This is a genomic window from Rhodoglobus sp. G.S.4, assembly GCF_056619605.1.
This window is the reverse complement of the sequence record NZ_CM152748.1, coordinates 1386445-1402360: the sequence shown is the minus strand read 5'-3', so window position 1 is coordinate 1402360 and position 15916 is coordinate 1386445. Positions and strand designations below refer to the sequence as shown.

General features: G+C 57.1%; 14 protein-coding genes. 8 read left to right on the top strand and 6 right to left on the bottom strand.

The window, feature by feature from the left end:
- Positions 1-64: 64 nt before the first annotated feature.
- The 4 genes from AC061P_RS06820 to AC061P_RS06805 form a co-directional block, all read right to left on the bottom strand.
- Positions 65-268, bottom strand: coding sequence for a cold-shock protein (locus AC061P_RS06820; protein WP_009772173.1), 204 nt, complete (start codon positions 266-268; stop codon positions 65-67).
- 156 nt (positions 269-424) lie between these two features.
- The gene (locus AC061P_RS06815; protein WP_449646651.1) at positions 425-3886 is read right to left on the bottom strand and encodes an error-prone DNA polymerase; all 3462 of its coding nucleotides are present in this window, start codon (positions 3884-3886) and stop codon (positions 425-427) included.
- Positions 3887-3928: 42 nt separating this feature from the next.
- On the bottom strand, positions 3929-5536 hold the full coding sequence (locus AC061P_RS06810; protein ID WP_449646650.1) for a DNA polymerase Y family protein: 1608 nt from the start codon (positions 5534-5536) through the stop codon (positions 3929-3931).
- Positions 5533-6354, bottom strand: a complete 822-nt coding sequence (locus AC061P_RS06805) for a hypothetical protein (protein WP_449646649.1) — start codon at positions 6352-6354, stop codon at positions 5533-5535. The genes AC061P_RS06810 and AC061P_RS06805 overlap by 4 nt, the downstream gene beginning before the upstream one ends.
- Positions 6355-6432: 78 nt before the next feature.
- Between AC061P_RS06805 and AC061P_RS06800 the strand changes: the two genes are divergently transcribed.
- The 3 genes from AC061P_RS06800 (at position 6433) to AC061P_RS06790 (ending at position 9174) form a co-directional block, all read left to right on the top strand.
- Complete coding sequence (locus AC061P_RS06800; protein ID WP_449646648.1) at positions 6433-7464, top strand: ATP-binding cassette domain-containing protein; 1032 nt, start codon at positions 6433-6435, stop codon at positions 7462-7464.
- Positions 7461-8306, top strand: a complete 846-nt coding sequence (locus AC061P_RS06795) for an ABC transporter permease (RefSeq protein WP_449646647.1) — start codon at positions 7461-7463, stop codon at positions 8304-8306. Before AC061P_RS06800 ends, AC061P_RS06795 begins: the two co-directional genes overlap by 4 nt.
- Positions 8307-8487: 181 nt before the next feature.
- Positions 8488-9174, top strand: coding sequence for a GDSL-type esterase/lipase family protein (locus AC061P_RS06790; RefSeq protein ID WP_480392168.1), 687 nt, complete (start codon positions 8488-8490; stop codon positions 9172-9174).
- A 51-nt stretch (positions 9175-9225) separates the two neighbouring features.
- On the opposite strand, the gene AC061P_RS06785 is transcribed toward AC061P_RS06790, so the two are convergent.
- The gene (locus AC061P_RS06785) at positions 9226-9939 is read right to left on the bottom strand and encodes a LysR substrate-binding domain-containing protein (protein ID WP_449646646.1); all 714 of its coding nucleotides are present in this window, start codon (positions 9937-9939) and stop codon (positions 9226-9228) included.
- A gap of 37 nt (positions 9940-9976) precedes the next feature.
- On the opposite strand from AC061P_RS06785, the gene AC061P_RS06780 reads away from it, so the two are divergent.
- The 5 genes from AC061P_RS06780 (at position 9977) to AC061P_RS06760 (ending at position 15122) form a co-directional block, all read left to right on the top strand.
- Positions 9977-10339 (top strand): DUF5997 family protein, encoded by a 363-nt coding sequence (locus AC061P_RS06780; protein ID WP_449648173.1) that lies wholly within the window; start codon positions 9977-9979, stop codon positions 10337-10339.
- A 184-nt stretch (positions 10340-10523) separates the two neighbouring features.
- Positions 10524-11621, top strand: coding sequence for a GAF domain-containing protein (locus tag AC061P_RS06775; protein WP_480392140.1), 1098 nt, complete (start codon positions 10524-10526; stop codon positions 11619-11621).
- Between the two features lie 51 nt (positions 11622-11672).
- Positions 11673-12422 carry a DarT ssDNA thymidine ADP-ribosyltransferase family protein gene (locus AC061P_RS06770; protein WP_449646644.1) on the top strand — a complete coding sequence of 250 codons (750 nt, stop codon included), beginning with the start codon at positions 11673-11675 and terminating at the stop codon, positions 12420-12422.
- Positions 12423-12443: 21 nt separating this feature from the next.
- Positions 12444-13763: a GNAT family N-acetyltransferase gene (locus AC061P_RS06765; protein ID WP_449646643.1), complete on the top strand. Its 1320-nt coding sequence runs from the start codon at positions 12444-12446 to the stop codon at positions 13761-13763.
- Positions 13764-13823: 60 nt separating this feature from the next.
- Positions 13824-15122, top strand: coding sequence for a M18 family aminopeptidase (locus AC061P_RS06760; RefSeq protein ID WP_449646642.1), 1299 nt, complete (start codon positions 13824-13826; stop codon positions 15120-15122).
- A gap of 12 nt (positions 15123-15134) precedes the next feature.
- Here the strand turns inward: AC061P_RS06760 and AC061P_RS06755 are convergent, their stop codons facing one another.
- The gene (locus AC061P_RS06755; protein WP_480392139.1) at positions 15135-15887 is read right to left on the bottom strand and encodes a ZIP family metal transporter; all 753 of its coding nucleotides are present in this window, start codon (positions 15885-15887) and stop codon (positions 15135-15137) included.
- Positions 15888-15916 lie beyond the last annotated feature (29 nt).

Genomic DNA, 15916 nt, shown 5'->3' with positions numbered 1-15916 from the left:
TGGGTTAACAAGAAAACGCCCCCGGTATAGGACCGAGGGCGTCTTCGTTACTGAACTATCAAGATCAGATGGGGCGGATGTTCTCCGCCTGGGGTCCCTTGGGACCCTGTGTGATGTCAAACTCAACCTTTTGGTTCTCGTCGAGCGACTTGTAGCCATTTGTTGCGATGGCCGAGTAGTGGGCGAACACATCAGGACTTCCGTCCTCGGGGGCGATGAAGCCAAAGCCCTTTTCTGCGTTGAACCACTTGACGGTACCTAGTGCCATTTAAAACTCCTCCAGGAGCGTTTCTTTCAGGCCCCGACAGTCGAGGCCGCATCCATGCCTTGTATAGAACATGAACGATTCCATAAGGCTATATCAGTATTGCGCTGCATGGGTCATGTATTTCGTAAAGTTCACACAACGGTAATGAAGTTTCTTTTAATGGAAATCACGCGATTGCGTGCGGGGAAGCCCAGAAAGTGGCTCAAAACGATCTGCGAGCACATTAATAACGCCATCATCTGATCGCTCAACAATGCCACGAACAATCAAGGCTGCACTGTCGCGCGCGATGCGGCGATACCGCCCCCAGACACCGACACTGCAAATCACGTTGATGAGTCCCGTCTCATCTTCGATATTCATAAAGGTGATGCCGCTGGCTGTTGCCGGACGCTGCCGATGGGTAACCACTCCACCGATCTCGATGCGGCGACCCGACTCGGTGACAGCAAGGTCAGTGGCAGAAAGAACCCCCCGACGCGTCAAAGCCTCTCGCAGATGCACCACAGGATGACTTGCTGGAGAGATTCCCGTTGCCCAAAGATCAGCCATCAGGTCATCAAAATTTGAGGCCAACGAAAACAGCGGAGGCTGCACAGTGACCATGCTGTTCGGCAAATACTCTTCCCGATCGTGTGCAGCATTACCCGCATTCCACAGCGCCTCCCGACGGGTCAGCCCGAACCCATCGAAGGCACCAGCCGCCGCCAACGCTTCTAACTGCTTTGTGGTGAGCCCTACGCGGCGAACTAGATCATTCATTGAAACGAACTCGCCCGAATCACGCTCAGCCACAATTTTTTCTGCAACAGCTGTACCGATGCCCTTAACCTCATCCAAACCAAGACGCACCGCGAATGCACCATCACGACGATGATCATCAGTATCAAAGTGGGCCGAGCGATCAAAGGGGCCGACCGGTGGCTGTTCGTGATCGGTGCACTGCCCACTTCCGGTAGGCGCTGTGCTCCCAGAGTGCTGCTCAAGCCCCGCAAAAACCCCAGAACGATGGATGTCAGGGCCACGCACCTGCACCCCGTGGCGCCGAGCATCCGCCACCAAAGACTGTGGAGAATAGAAACCCATCGGTTGCGCGCGCAGCAGCGCAGCAAGGAATGCCGCGGGGTAGTGCAGTCGAATCCACGCGCTGGCATAAACAAGAAGGCCAAAGCTGAGGGCATGGCTTTCAGCAAAACCAAAACCGGCAAAGGCTTGAATGCTCTCGTAAATGCGGTCGGCATCCGCCCCGACGATTCCGTTGCTCGCCATCCCGGAATAGAGCTTCGACCGCAACTTGTCGATGCGTTCGATGCCGCGCTTCGACCCCATCGCGCGCCTCAACAGGTCAGCATCATCCGCCGAACATCCGCCAACCGCCACCGCGATCTGCATCAACTGCTCCTGAAAAATGGGTACCCCCAAGGTGCGCTCAAGTGGCTCAACCAGATTGGGATGCAGGTAAGTGATCGGTTCGGCACCCATCTTGCGGCGCACATACGGATGCACAGCTCCACCCTGAATCGGACCGGGGCGAACGAGCGCAATCTCTACCACCAGATGATAAAACTCTCGCGGCTGCAGACGCGGCAGCAGCCCCATCTGAGCGCGACTTTCCACTTGAAAGACCCCGATGGCATCAGCTCGACACAACTGGTCGTAGACGCCCTGCTCTTCGGCGGGAATCGTAGCGAGATCCCAACGCTCACCAAGTGCCTCATCAACGAGATCGAAACTGTATTGCATGGCCGAAAGAATGCCGAGGCCGAGAAGATCAAACTTGACCAGCCCCATCCACGCGCAGTCATCTTTATCCCACTGCACCACTGTGCGCTTTTCTTTGCGGGCATGCTCAATGGGCACAACTTCGCCAACGGGTCGTTGCGTCAGCACCATTCCGCCCGAATGGATACCTAAGTGCCGCGGAAACTTCATCACCTGCTGAGCAAGTTCCAACACCGAGTCGGGAATGTCATGGTCGATTCCGGAAACTTCAGAACCCCACCGCTCCATTTGCTGTGACCAGGCATCTTGCTGACCCGCGCTGTAGCCGAGTGCTTTCGCCATATCGCGCACAGCAAACCGGGGACGATACTGAATCACGTTCGCCACCTGGGCCGCATTTTCGCGCCCGTAGCGGTCAAAGACGTATTGGATGACCTCTTCACGACGTTCGGAATCGAAATCGACATCAATGTCGGGTTCCTCTTCGCGCATTGCCGAAATAAACCTCTCAAACGGAAGCTTGTAGCGAATCGGATCGACCGCCGTGATCTTCAGCAAATAACACACCACTGAACTGGCCGCTGAGCCTCGTCCCTGACACAAGATTCCTCGGCCGCGAGCAAACGCCACAATGTCGTGCACAATCAAGAAGTAGCCGGCGAAATTCTTCTCTTCGATCACATCAAGTTCACGCTGGATACGTGCCCGGTTAGCTGCAGAAAGTGTGATCGCTCGATCGGCGACTCCCGCCCAGGTGAGTTCACGTAGCCAGCTCGACGGCGTATGCCCCTCTGGCACCGCCTGATCAGGAAGGGCTGGCTTCGCCTGTCTCAGTTCAAACGCCGCCTCATTGGCCACCTCAACCGTCGTAGCCACCGCACCGGGGTAGCGGGAAAAGCGTGCCGTCATCTCGACGCCCGACTTCAGATGAGCTGTTCCGGCAGCAGGGAGCCAGCCATCCATCTCATCAAGACTGCGTCGAGCACGCACGGCGGAAATCGCCGAATGAAGATGATGTTGGCGTGGCGTCGCATAGTGAGCGTTCGAGGTGGCAACAACACGGAGACCACGCGCATGAGCTAAAGAGTAGAGAGCATCGTTGTAAGCAGAGTCGAGGGGATACCCCTGATCGAAAAGTTCCACAATGACAGCTTCGCTGCCGAAGAGCTCACACAGTCGGTCGATCTCGTGGCCAGCAGCCGTTATTGATTCATTGCTTGGTGCTGAATTGGGGTTCGGGCCACAGAGCGCTCGACGCACAGCACCCTTTCGGCATCCGGTCAGCACAAACCAGTGTCCCCCTGCCAACTCCGCCAATTCGTTCAGGTCATACTGCGGGCGCCCCTTTTCTCCTCCCGCCAGTTGCGCGCGAGTAATAGCCAGCGCCAATCGGTGATACCCCTCCTCTTTGCGAGCAAGCACCAGCAAGTGTTCGCCTTCCGGATCAGCGTTGCCGGCTTGCGGTTCTGTGAGATTCAAAGAAAGTTCTGCACCAAACAGTGTGGAAAGCCCCAACTCGGCTGCGGCCTCAGCCATTCGGACAATTCCGTAGAGCCCGTCATGATCGGTAAGAGCAAGAGCAGTCAGTCCCAGCCGAGCAGCTTCTTCTGCCAGCTTCTCCGGCATGCTCGCGCCATCAAGAAAACTGAAGCTCGAATGCGCGTGAAGCTCGGCATAGGGCACAACCTCACTAAGGGATGCCGTATCGGCGTCGCCCGTCGACGCACCATGCTCTACATCGAGATGCTCATTCGGAGGGACATAGGGCACACGTTTGCTCGACACCAACGACATGGCACGCCCGTCACCGGCTTCGCCAATCGGTGTAACCGAGCCAAACCCCGACAGCGTTCGCTCAAGCTGGTGCCACGGAATCGGAGGATTAGACCACGCCATGAGACACCTCACCCCGCGGAACGTTCATCAACCACACGTGCATTAGTCGTACCTCGCTTCGGCCCACCAGCCGCCATCGTCGAGCACAAGCAACCACGCACATCCGGTGTCATCGACGGCTTGAAAACGCCAAGCATTTCCTGAGGCCCCCGCCTCCCACCAGCGTTCAGCGAGAGGCCACGGCCCTGCCCACGCCGTTAGCGTGCGCGAGCGCGAATCGCTGGTCGCAAAACGTGCGGGGGCCGCAGCAACCTGACCTCGCTCATCCACGGAAACTGGACTGCCATCGTGAGCAAAAACATGCACAGCATGACGCGATGAAAAAACTGTTCCCGGTAGGGGAGCAGGCAGCGCCCCTGGCCACGGCCGATGCGCAGATCTTTCATCAATGCTGCGATCGCCCCAAGCGGTAAATTGCTGCCGCGACTGAAGCGTTCGCCCACCCTGCAGAGTTGGCATGAGCACAGCCCCATGCCCGAGCATGCTCTGCACTCGAGAGAGTCCGTGATGGATGCGCGGCTCAAGCCCAGAACCCCACAATCCTGTTTCGTGGTTGCCAATCGCATCCACCGTTTCGGGCACAATGCGCACACGACTGATACCCGAACTCAAACCTGCATCAATAAGACCGGAGCCTTGCACCTGCCAACGGACACGATCAACAACATCGCTTGCAGTGAATGACCGCGGATGCAGCCACACACGTTCGGCAATTTCGCCAGATTCGGAATCAAGCTCGACACGAATCGCGGTGGCAACTAATTGGGCATTCACCAGTGCCGCAATGAAATCATCAGCCAGACTGCGAATGCCGAAGGCCACTTGGTCGACCCTGTCGAGTGCTGGCTCAAAATCGATAACAACATCAAGATCGAGAGGAGGCGTGCGGGCAATAAATGCCTGGGGGTCACGACCACCAGCAAGGGAATGCAATCGAGCGCCGAGTTCTCCAAAACGAATACGAACATCGCTGTGCTCAAGCTGGGCAAAGCCGCCAAGAGTAGAGATACCCAATTTCAGGAGAAGAGTGGCGATCGGGGGCTCTTCAAGCACCGCGATGGGTAGTGGTGCCAGAAAGTTTGCAGACTCTCCGAGAGGAATGAGTCGCGCCTGACCGGAGCGAGAATGCGGATCTGCCCCCACAGTGCTGCGTGCAGCATGCACCGCAGTGAAGAGGGCATCAGCAATACCCACTCGTGCATCGGACGCAACAATCTCATTAACTCGATCAATGACGGTGAGTGCTGCAGCCTTTTCGCCACCGTAATACTGGGCGGCACCACGCACCCTCACAGCACACATGCCCGGTCGAAGTAGTTGTACGCCAGGAATTAGCTCTTCAACGCCAGCAATCACAGGTTCGAATGCACGACTATCGAGCGCAGGATCGTAGGCGCGATCGATAAGCCCAGGAAACTTCGACTGCGCTTCTCGCAACCTCAACCCCCGGCTGATCCCCTCAGCCCGCGCAGAAGCAGAAGCGGCAAAAACGAGACCCTTCTCAGTGAGCACGAGCGGAGCATCCGTCGGCAACTTTTCGTGTTGTCTGGCAGCAACCACTGGCCAATCAGGACACCACAGCACAAGAACGCGGGGGAGAGAAAGAGGATTAGCGGAGCGCTGAGCCAAAGGAAGCGGTGTGGCGGTCATGCTGACACCCGATGCGGCAGCGCCGAAATTTGCGGCAGGACTGTCAGTTCAGGCAGGACTGTCAGTTCAGGTTTGGCCAACTCGTGGTCGTTATAGGACCGAATAGTTTCTGCCGAATCGGGTAACCACAATCGCGCACTGCGGGGACGTGCAGCACTCTTGCTTGTGACAGTGACGGTTACCTCGCGAGCAGCCAAGTGCCCATAACCCGCACCAATGCCATGCCATCGACTTTCGCCCAACGACACCATTGCTTCGCTTTGCGGCCACGACCCCATCATGAGCAGCGTAGATTTGCGCTGCCGAAGCCGTGAAGCCAACCGTGCGACAGCAGAATCAGAAGCTCGAGCAGGGGGTCGAGCCACAACAACATCAACGACATCTGCGATCGCCGCAGTAACGGCCAACCATTGGTCACCCGGATGCGGAACCAACACCAACCGTTCAAGATCGACCCCGAAGCGTGCGGCTGCTTCGATGCCAAACTCAGGAACCCCAATGACTGCACACCAAGACCCTGCCGCAGACGGTGGCGCGAGCAATGCCATCAGCAACATGGTTGATTTATCTATCGAATAAACGCTGCCCTGTTGCAAACCACCACCGGGTAAAAGTTTGCCGATAGCAGGGTGGGTGGGGATCAGTTGGGTATTTAGTGTGCGCGACTGCATCTGGGCGATGCGGGATTGCAGTTCGGCTACCCGTTCTGAAGCCGAGCTGGCTGCGATAGACCTCCCGCTTTGCACACTCGATCGCGCTTCAGCGGTTGCTGAAAAAGCTTGAGCGGAGACAGGGGACACCTGTTCATATTCGAACATATGTTCGAGTGTGTCAATTGCGTACGACATCTACCGGCGTGTCTTTACGATGTCGCACGCATCATCTACCTTTGCTTCGTGACTTTCATCGAAGCAGTTGACCTCAGAAAGACCTACACGCCCAAAGGGGCCGCGCCGGTTCATGCGCTCGACGGTCTCGATCTTGTCGTTCCTCAGGGAACAGTTACCGCCCTTCTCGGCCCGAATGGTGCAGGAAAAACGACAACAGTAAAAGTGCTCACAACGCTTATCCGCCCCGATTCGGGCACCGCGACAATCAATGGAATTGATGCGATCGCTTCACCAGAACGTATTCGCCCAATGATTGGGGTGTCCGGGCAGTACGCGGCCGTCGACGAAAATCTCACGGGCTTTGAAAACCTCGATATGGTTGGCCGCCTTTACCATTTGGGCGCACAACAGTCTCGCGAACGGGCTCGTGAACTCATTGACCTCTTTGACCTCACAGAAGCGCAAAATCGTCCGGTTAAGGGATTCTCTGGCGGCATGCGGCGACGCATCGACCTCGCTGGCGCCCTCGTCATGCGACCGCCGGTGCTCTTCCTCGACGAACCGACGACCGGCCTTGACCCGCGCAGCCGTATCGGCATGTGGGAGATCATCACGTCGCTAGTGGGGGAGGGCACAACCGTTCTCCTCACCACCCAGTATCTCGAAGAGGCTGACCAGCTCGCTGACAGTATCTCGGTGATCGACGATGGCAAGGTCATTGCGAAGGGAACCTCAGACGAACTCAAAGCTTCAATCGGTGGCCAACGCGTTGAAGTGAGTCTTGTTTCGACGGATGATTCAGCTGCCGCCATCGAAATCCTCACCCGATTTGGCACAACCGAACCTGTTGTGAACCTCGATGGTCGTGGACTCACGGTTAACGCAGAAGACGCCCCTGCCGCACTGCAACGTATTCTCAGTGAGTTCGCCAGCCAGGGCATCCAACTTTATGACGCAGGAATGCGCAGGCCGACTCTCGACGATGTGTTCTTGAAACTCACCGGCCACACGGCGAGCACGGATGATGCTGAGCCAACAGACTCGACTTCCTCATCCGCAACGCAGAAAGCAACTTCAGCAAAGAAGGCACAGCAATGACCGCTACGGTTCGCGAAAAAACACCGTACCCCACCACATCTTCGCCGGTCGCCGCATGGCTCAACGATGGATGGATCACCACTCGCCGCAACCTCATCAAGATCAAACGTGTCCCTGACATCTTGGTCTTTACGACCCTGCAGCCGATCATGTTCGTACTGCTATTTACCTATGTCTACGCCGGCGTGATCGATATTCCCGGCAGCACGTACGCCGAGTTCATCATGGCGGGTATTTTCGCCCAGACAGTGGTTTTTGGTTCCACCTACTCTGGTTCGGCTATGGCCCAAGACCTGAAAGACGGGATTATTGACCGTTTTCGCACATTACCCATGAGCTCATCGGCTGTGCTGGTTGGTCGCACAAATGGCGATCTCCTCATTAACTCAATTTCGATGGTCGTGATGATGGCCACAGGACTCATTGTGGGTTGGCGAATCAACTCAAGCCCATTTGAGGCTCTCGCTGCGATCGCGCTGCTCTTGCTCTTTGCCTATGCGTTGTCGTGGGTAATGGCGTTCATCGGAATGAGCGTTCGCAGCCCCGAGGTGATCAACAATGTTTCTTTCTTGGTGCTCTTTCCGCTCACCTTCATCTCAAATGCGTTTGTTCCCGCAGAAACTCTGCCAGGGCCGTTGCGCGCATTTGCGGAACTCAACCCCGTATCGGCCTTAGTGCAAGCAGCTCGTGAGTTGTTCGGCAATACCCCTGTGGGCTCTGCGCAGTCCGAGGTGTGGTCGCAACAACATCCAGTGATCACAGTCCTCATCGGAATTGTACTGATGTTGGCGATTTTCATTCCGCTTGCGGTGCGAAAATTCGCAAGCATCAGCACACGTTAGGAGCGGGGAGCGCGGTCCTTTGAGCCGCGGAGGTATGGTTAGCGGCTCATAACGATGTTATATCCGCATAATTAGACTGCCCCTCCCGCTGGGACATTTACATCGCAACCACCTGAGCGATGCGCTCCGATATACCCGAAACGGAGAACAAGAGATGTTCGCCACGCTAGGACATATCGTGATGAAGTCATTCATGCTTGTGTGGTTATATACCTCACCACATTCGTGGCGAGGTCTTCCTGTGCCTGAAGCTGGTCCGCCCGTGGTAGTTGACGGACCCAATTCTCGGAATATTCTCCTGTGCGGTTCGGGCGTCGTTGTCGGCTACGGGGTTGCATCTCATGAGCTCGCCCTCGGGGGTTCGCTCGCTCGCTCGCTCGCCGCCATCACGGGTCGCGGCACTCAAGTGGCGACAATCGCCGGCGCCAGGCTGTCCCCTAAAGCAGCACAGTCACTCCTCACGCCTCAAACACTCAGCGAAACGGATGCCGTAGTACTGTCGTTCGGAACTTTCGACCTTCTCTCTTTTCGCCCCGCACGAACGTGGGGTCGACGCATCGGCGAGCTGGTCGACTCGGTCCTTGCCAACACCACATCGCGTACGCAAGTCTTTGTTTTGGATTGCACTGCGCCAAAGATGTCGACCTTTACCGCCGCTTACCAGCGCCGTCTCTTGACGCTGACATCTGAATACAATGAACAAATTCGTCTACTCGTTGAACAACGACAACGTGTCTACCGGATCGATTTCGCGCCAGAGCCTGAAGATGCGGAAGCTATAGAGGGCCGGCAAAATTATCGAACTTGGGCTGACGCGATCGCTCCCGAAATTGCCGGGGCGCTCGACGGTCCAGGAGTGAAAGAGTAGCTAAACGATCACGCGCACGAGCTGGCGGCTCCGTATGTCGCGGTCGGCCCGCTAGCGTTTCTTGTTCTGACGCTTGCCCGGACGAGCCGGACGTCGTACGTTCGCTCGCGGGTATTTGACGCGAGGGCTCGCCTGACTAGGACGTTGCTGTTTCTTTGTTGCCGTTTTGTCCTGGCTAGCTTCCGCCGTTGCGTCAGCAGACTCTGAAGCCTTCGCTGTTCCCCGTGAACTCCGTGCAGTGCGTCCGCGAACGATGCCGATGAATTCTTCAACGTGCGGATCAACCGAACCGTCGCGCCACGCAACGGCGACCTGCCACTCTGGCCCGTCGTCGAGTAGCTTTGCCACGACATCCCGGCGCATCAGTGCTCGTGCTACCGACTGCGGCATAATGGCCACTCCCACATTGGCAGCAACAAGTTCTGTTGCCTCTGACCAGCCACCAGATAACTCATTCTCAGCGCTAAGTTCGGAACGATTGACCGACTCCGACTTAGCCAGTGCGTGTTCCTTAGGGACAACCACGACGGCACGTTCTGTGTAGAGCGGGATTGCGGCTAGCGGACGATCGCCATCGAAATCTAAATCGATAGGTAGACGCAGGAGGGCGACGTCGGCGGCGCCGCTGTGCAGCATGGCCAATGCCTCTTCTTGCTCGCTTGCTACAAGATTCAGAGCGACATCGACGAGACGCTCATTCCAGACGCGTGCCCATTTGCCCGGGGTCGCACCGAGAACGAAGGCAACAGTGAATGACGAAGGCATGGGTTCAGGTTAGTCTTGGGGCGTGCCAGTTCAGACCATGAAGCCCGCGACAGCCGCCAAAAAGCTCGGTATTTATCTGCCAGCAACCCCAGAAGAGTTCCGTGACTCCGAAATTAGTCGCGAAGAACTTGCAGCGCTGCTCGAATCACCTCCGGAATGGTTAGCACAATTGCGCCGCGAAGGGCCCCATCCTCGACAGGTTGTTGCTCAAAAACTCGGGGTTTCGACATCGGGACTCGCCCGCGCAGGAGCGCCCGACGTGATGACAACTTCAGAGATCAAATCGCTTCTCGTCGAAATGCCGCAATGGCTCGTTGAGGAGCGATCGGTTCACGCCGCGGTCAACGAAGAGAATGCACGGATCAAGGCCGAACGCTCTGCGAAGGCCGCTCGTAAATAATCATCAGTTTTCCTCATTCTGCTAGTTCTGAAAAGTATTCAGGTCTATACTTTGTAGCTTGAGTGCGTCCGTGTCTGGACGTTCGGGTGGGGATCGATTGTTTCGTAGCTATGCTGCGCTATTGGCGTGGCCTTTAGTCAAGCTTTGTCTTGCGCTAATTCCGCAGAGTTGGCGGACCCTTGTGGTGCCCACAGATGACCCGCGCGCTGAAGCAGTTGGCCCGGATCCCGACCGCGTGCTGCTGCTTGGTCCGGGAAAGTCAGCTGGATTCGGAGTTGCTACGCACGAGCTGGGCCTCGGCGGTCACCTCGCCCGTGAACTTTCCGCACTCACCAAACGCGGGTGCAGCGTCGACATCGTCTCCGACCCTTCCATGTCCGCTGCAGACATCCGTGTCATCATTGGCTGGGCGCGTCTAGAGAAATTTGATGCACTTGTGCTGACCTTGGGAGGAGCAGACACCATACGGATGCGCTCGCTCTTTGTGTGGCGGCGAGACGTGTCAGCGCTGCTCGACGCTATCAAAGACAGCGGGGGAGGTGCACTTCACAGTTTCATCGTGGGGATTGCACCCGCCGACGAGTTGCTTACGCTGCCCGCCATGCTGCTCCGCATTGTCAATATGAATATCGCCAAGCTCAACGCCATAATTGAACAGCTCTGTGCGGCGCGAGCGGGCATCACATTTGTTCCCGCAACTCCACCGTCGGATTCCGCTAGCATTCCGTTTGCAAGCCACACCTACGCGCACTGGGCGCACGAGCTGGCTCCAGTAATTGCTGCTCGACTCGCAGATGGCGCCGTTCAGCCCTCAAATTGGTCGTCGAATACCGATCGTCCAGCATTCGACGATTCCGCACTCTCAATTGGGTCGGTGTCGAACTCGCTTGAGACGATCACTCAGTCCGCTCGAGTCATGTTTAACACTACGGGCGCTGCGGTTACGTTTCACGATCAAGAAACGTTCTGGTTCACCTCCACCTCAGGTGTTGGCGACATGCGGCGTGACGAAGCAGGGGACTTCTGCAGCGCGGCATTTGTCGCCCAAGGTCTCGTCGTATTGCAAGACACTCTCAAGGATCCTCGGTTCTCCGATCACCCCTGGGTTCTGAGGGGGCCGCGTATCCGGTTCTATGCCAGCTACCCGATTTCGGCACCTAACGGCGATGTTGTAGGCGCTGTCTGCATCTTCGATACTGGACCCCGCACGTTCGATTCGAGCCACGAATCACTACTCCGGGAGTTGGCCATGCGAGCAGCGTCGGCAATACAGCGACGATAATTGCCGTACCTTGGGAACGGAGGTCATTTCTGAACTCCGAGAAAGGACCCAATGAGTGGCACCGAGTGCATCCACGGCTTCGAGAATCAATTGTGCGATTCCTGCTTCCCCAAGGCTGCCCCTGCCAAGCCAGTGACGCGGGCAACAACGTCATCGCGTACCAAACGCGTACCTGGTGCGCCACGAGCGTCAAGCAATAAGCTCCCGGTCCTGGCCGATCAGCGGGCCTATCACGTCACGCACATCAGCAATCTCGAAAATATTCTTCGTACGGGACAACTGGTTGCTGCAGCTCAAATCGAAACTCCGATCTTAGACATCAGTTCGCCTCTTACTCGTGAACTTCGCAGCACAGCCTCGCTTAGCACGGGGGAGTCGGTCGACCGTTACGTGCCATTCAGCCTCGTACCTGAGTCAAGTGCATGGCGTGAGCTGCGGGATGGCGCAATGGAGCCACGGTGGTCGGATGCCGCACGTGCAGCATCATCGACAGATTTCGTTTTTTTGGTAACAACCATTCGTGCTCTCGGTGATGACGCGGTGCTTGCCGATGGTGACGCTTCTGCATCGCTCACTCGGTTTGCCGCTGATGAAGAAACCAAGACGCGAATGCTGGGGAATTTGCGCGCCGACGAACTCACGGAGGATGCTGAAGTTCTGATTCATGGTTCATTTGCCTTCGACGAAGTGCAGCTTGTTGGTGTAGCTAGTGACCGCGCTCGAGATCGTGTGAAGCAACTGCTCGATTCTGCATCCTTCGCGACCAAAGTGGCGGTCTACCCGCCATGGTTCATTCAGTAGGGTACGCGGTAGCGTTGGTGCATGACGAATGACTTTTCTACGCACCCCGTTGATGAGACTTCAGCAGCTTCGCTCGCCAGTCGCGGCCTGCGTTACGGTCTAGTTGACTCCTCCAATCGGGAGGCTTTTGCTGCCTGGTTTCAGGCGGACTCTCGAGGTTTTCATGGTCCGGTCATGTCTCAAGAACAGGTCGACTCCAACTTTGAGGGAGTGACCTACCGGCGCACTGTTGGTGTGTGGGATGACAGCCTGATTTCGCCAGAGGTCCCGGTGGCAACTACCAGCTCATGGACTGAACAACTGACAGTTCCTGGCGGTCGCAGCATTGATGCGTGGGCAATCAGTTCGGTTACGGTGTCCCCAACTCACCGGCGCCGAGGCGTCGCCAGATCGCTGCTCGAAGGCGAGTTGCGTTCCGCAGCGAGCATGGGGCTGCCGATGGCTATGCTCACCGTCTCGGAGTCCACTATCTACGGGAGATTCGGCTTCGGACCTGCAGTGTTTGCCGCAGATCTCACTATTGACTCCACCCGCGCAACGTTCAGATCCTCGGAGCGTCGTGGCAAGTTGCAGCCGGTCTCGCCGTCTGAATTCAGCAACGATGCACCCAACATTTTTGATCGCATTCGTCTTGCGACTCCCGGCCAAATAGGGGTGTGGCCTTTGCGATGGGAGCAAATCGCTGGTCTAGCTCCTGGCGACGAGGAGTACACCAAGAAAACTCGTGTCGTGAGGTTCGACGATGACGGCGGAACTCCTCGCGGCTTTGTTGTTTATCGAGTGAGTGGTGGTGGGCTTGATATCACCAATCATTCGCTCACAGTCGATTATCTTCTCTCGGAGACTGCCGAAGCCTACGAGGCCCTGTGGCGCTACGTTCTCGAGGTCGACTTGGTGCGCGAAGTTAAATCCGAACTCCGTTCCGTCGCTGAACCGCTCCTCTGGCACCTCTCCGACATGCGGGCTGTCACAGCGACTCCCATCGACCACTTGTGGTTGCGCATCCTCGATGTTCCTGCCTCGCTCACTGCGCGGCAATATACCAGCTCCTCGCGCATCGCCTTTGATGTCTCGGATACGCTCGGTTTCGCTAACGGGCGCTTCCTCCTTGAAACGGATGACGAGGGAACCCCACAGGTGTCCCATTTGGACGAACTTCCTGCAAATACCGCTGCCGTCGAGCTCTCAGTGAACGAACTCAGTTCGCTGTATCTCGGGGGAGTGACGGCCGAATCCCTCGTTGCCAGTGGCCGGATGCGCGAGCTCACTTCAGGCGCCGGTGCGACTATTGAACGTACTTTCCATTCACCGACTACACCGTGGTTGAGTATCTGGTTCTAATGCACCTTGATTCGTAGCGCTGCGAGACGGACGCTCATCTAACAGTGCGAGAATTGAGCCATGACTGCCGCTCTCGATCACGTAAACGATCTCGCACGCTTTGTATCCGCATCCCCATCGTCTTTTCACGCCGTGGCGGAAGCCGCTCGACGACTACGCGCTGCTGGCTTTAGCGAACTTCACGAGGCGGACGACTGGAATGGCGCCCGAACTCGCAAAGCGGCAAAGTACTTCGTGATTCGCGATGGCGCGATTGCAGCGTGGATTCAGCCGACGAAGGCCACCGCGACGACTCCTTTCCGCATCCTCGGAGCGCACACGGATTCCCCAAGCTTCAAGCTCAAGCCGAAGCCCACCACAGGCAATGAGGGAATGCTCCAGGCCGGGGTGGAGATTTATGGCGGCCCGTTGCTCAATTCTTGGCTTGACCGTGAGCTCGAGTTGGCCGGACGAATCATTTTCAGTGATGGAACCTCCGAGCTGGTACGCACGGGTCCGTTGCTGCGTTTTCCGCAGCTCGCCGTACATCTGGACCGCAAGGTCAACGACGGCTTAACTCTGAAGCGTCAGATGCACATGAACCCCGTACTTGGCTTGGGGGAGTTGGGTGACGCCGACCTGCTTGAGCACCTCGCATCGCTTCTCTCAACCGAGTCAACAAAGCGCTCCGCCGCTGATATCGACGGCTACGACATTGTCGTTGCCGATACAGCAACTCCCGCAGTTTTCGGCCTTGATGAAAAGCTGTTTGCTTCTGGGCGACTCGACAATTTGTCGTCGGTTCACGCCGGTCTCGTTGCACTCGTTGCGCTGTCAACCAAGCTTGATCACATTCCCGTATTTGTCGCGTTTGATCACGAAGAGGTTGGGTCAGCAACACGTTCAGGTGCCGGTGGGCCTTTCCTCGCCGATCTTCTTGCTCGAATCGGTGGCGGACTTGGTGGTTCCGATACTGATCGGATGCGAGCCGTCGCCGAATCATGGTGCCTTTCGTCTGACGCGGGTCACGCCGCACACCCCAACTATCCCGAGCGGCACGATCCTGCTAATCGGCCACGACTTGGCGGGGGACCGCTGTTGAAGATCAACGCGAACCAGCGCTACGCGACTGATGGTGTTGGCGCAGCGGAGTGGGCGCGCGCTTGCCGTCAGGCTGGTGTCGAGTACCAAGAATTTGTCTCAAATAATGACATGCCCTGCGGATCGACCATCGGGCCCATTACCGCGACCCGTCTAGGAATCCGCACGATCGACGTCGGACTTCCGCTGCTGTCGATGCATTCGGCTCGCGAGATGTGCGGGGTCGCAGATCCACTGGCATTGAGTAAGGCAATTTCGGCGTTCTTCTCGCCAGAGTAAAACGAGTCTGGGCTACCCGAGTTCGTGAAGCGCGAACGAAGTCAAAAAACCTACCGTGACAATCAGGCCAGTGATTGCTCTGTCGCGCGCAAAAGCTTCAGGGATCATGGTGTTCGAGAGCATTGCGAGGATGGCCCCGGCGGCGATAGTCGTCACAAACGCTATTGTGGACGGGCTCGCGGTTGCGAGAGCGAAAGTGCCAATCATCGCCGCAATTCCGCTCGCGACGGCGATACCGCCCCACACGCCGAAGACATAGCGAGCTGAGCGCCCCGACTGTTTCATTCCAGCGGAAGCAGAGAGCCCTTCTGGAACATTCGAGAGCCCGAAGGCCACGAGGAGTGACATGCTCACGCCTCCCGTTGCAACAACACTCAGCCCAAGAACGAGAGATTCGGGGATGCCGTCAAATAGTGCGCCGATGGCTATGGCTGTGCCACTTCCCTGTTTTTCGCTCTCCGACGATTGAAGGGTCGAGGAGCGTTTTCGGTGTTGCGCACCGAATCGTGCGAGCACACTGTCAGCAATTACGTAGAGAATCGCGCCAGCGAGACAGCCCGTGACTGTTGCACTGACGCCGCCGCCATCATTGGCTTCTTGAACTATTTCGTAGGCGAGCGTGGAGAGAAGCACCCCTGCTCCAAAAGCCATGATGCCCGCTGTGACGGATGCGGGTACCTTGATGAACCACGATACGAGGGCGCCGACAACGAGCATGGAACCCGAGACGAGGGCGGCACCACCGGCAATCAGAAAATCGGGCATGAGCTGGTCCTCCAGTGTTGTTTAGCGTG

Excerpts from the sequence above, each read along its gene's own strand:
- AC061P_RS06820 (WP_009772173.1), bottom strand. The coding sequence starts at position 268 with ATGGCACTAGGTACCGTCAAGTGGTTCAACGCAGAAAAGGGCTTTGGC.
- AC061P_RS06815 (WP_449646651.1), bottom strand. The coding sequence starts at position 3,886 with ATGGCGTGGTCTAATCCTCCGATTCCGTGGCACCAGCTTGAGCGAACG.
- AC061P_RS06810 (WP_449646650.1), bottom strand. The coding sequence starts at position 5,536 with ATGACCGCCACACCGCTTCCTTTGGCTCAGCGCTCCGCTAATCCTCTT.
- AC061P_RS06805 (WP_449646649.1), bottom strand. The coding sequence starts at position 6,354 with ATGTTCGAATATGAACAGGTGTCCCCTGTCTCCGCTCAAGCTTTTTCA.
- AC061P_RS06795 (WP_449646647.1), top strand. The coding sequence starts at position 7,461 with ATGACCGCTACGGTTCGCGAAAAAACACCGTACCCCACCACATCTTCG.
- AC061P_RS06790 (WP_480392168.1), top strand. The coding sequence starts at position 8,488 with ATGAAGTCATTCATGCTTGTGTGGTTATATACCTCACCACATTCGTGG.
- AC061P_RS06785 (WP_449646646.1), bottom strand. The coding sequence starts at position 9,939 with ATGCCTTCGTCATTCACTGTTGCCTTCGTTCTCGGTGCGACCCCGGGC.
- AC061P_RS06780 (WP_449648173.1), top strand. The coding sequence starts at position 9,977 with ATGAAGCCCGCGACAGCCGCCAAAAAGCTCGGTATTTATCTGCCAGCA.
- AC061P_RS06770 (WP_449646644.1), top strand. The coding sequence starts at position 11,673 with ATGAGTGGCACCGAGTGCATCCACGGCTTCGAGAATCAATTGTGCGAT.
- AC061P_RS06765 (WP_449646643.1), top strand. The coding sequence starts at position 12,444 with ATGACGAATGACTTTTCTACGCACCCCGTTGATGAGACTTCAGCAGCT.
- AC061P_RS06760 (WP_449646642.1), top strand. The coding sequence starts at position 13,824 with ATGACTGCCGCTCTCGATCACGTAAACGATCTCGCACGCTTTGTATCC.
- AC061P_RS06755 (WP_480392139.1), bottom strand. The coding sequence starts at position 15,887 with ATGCCCGATTTTCTGATTGCCGGTGGTGCCGCCCTCGTCTCGGGTTCC.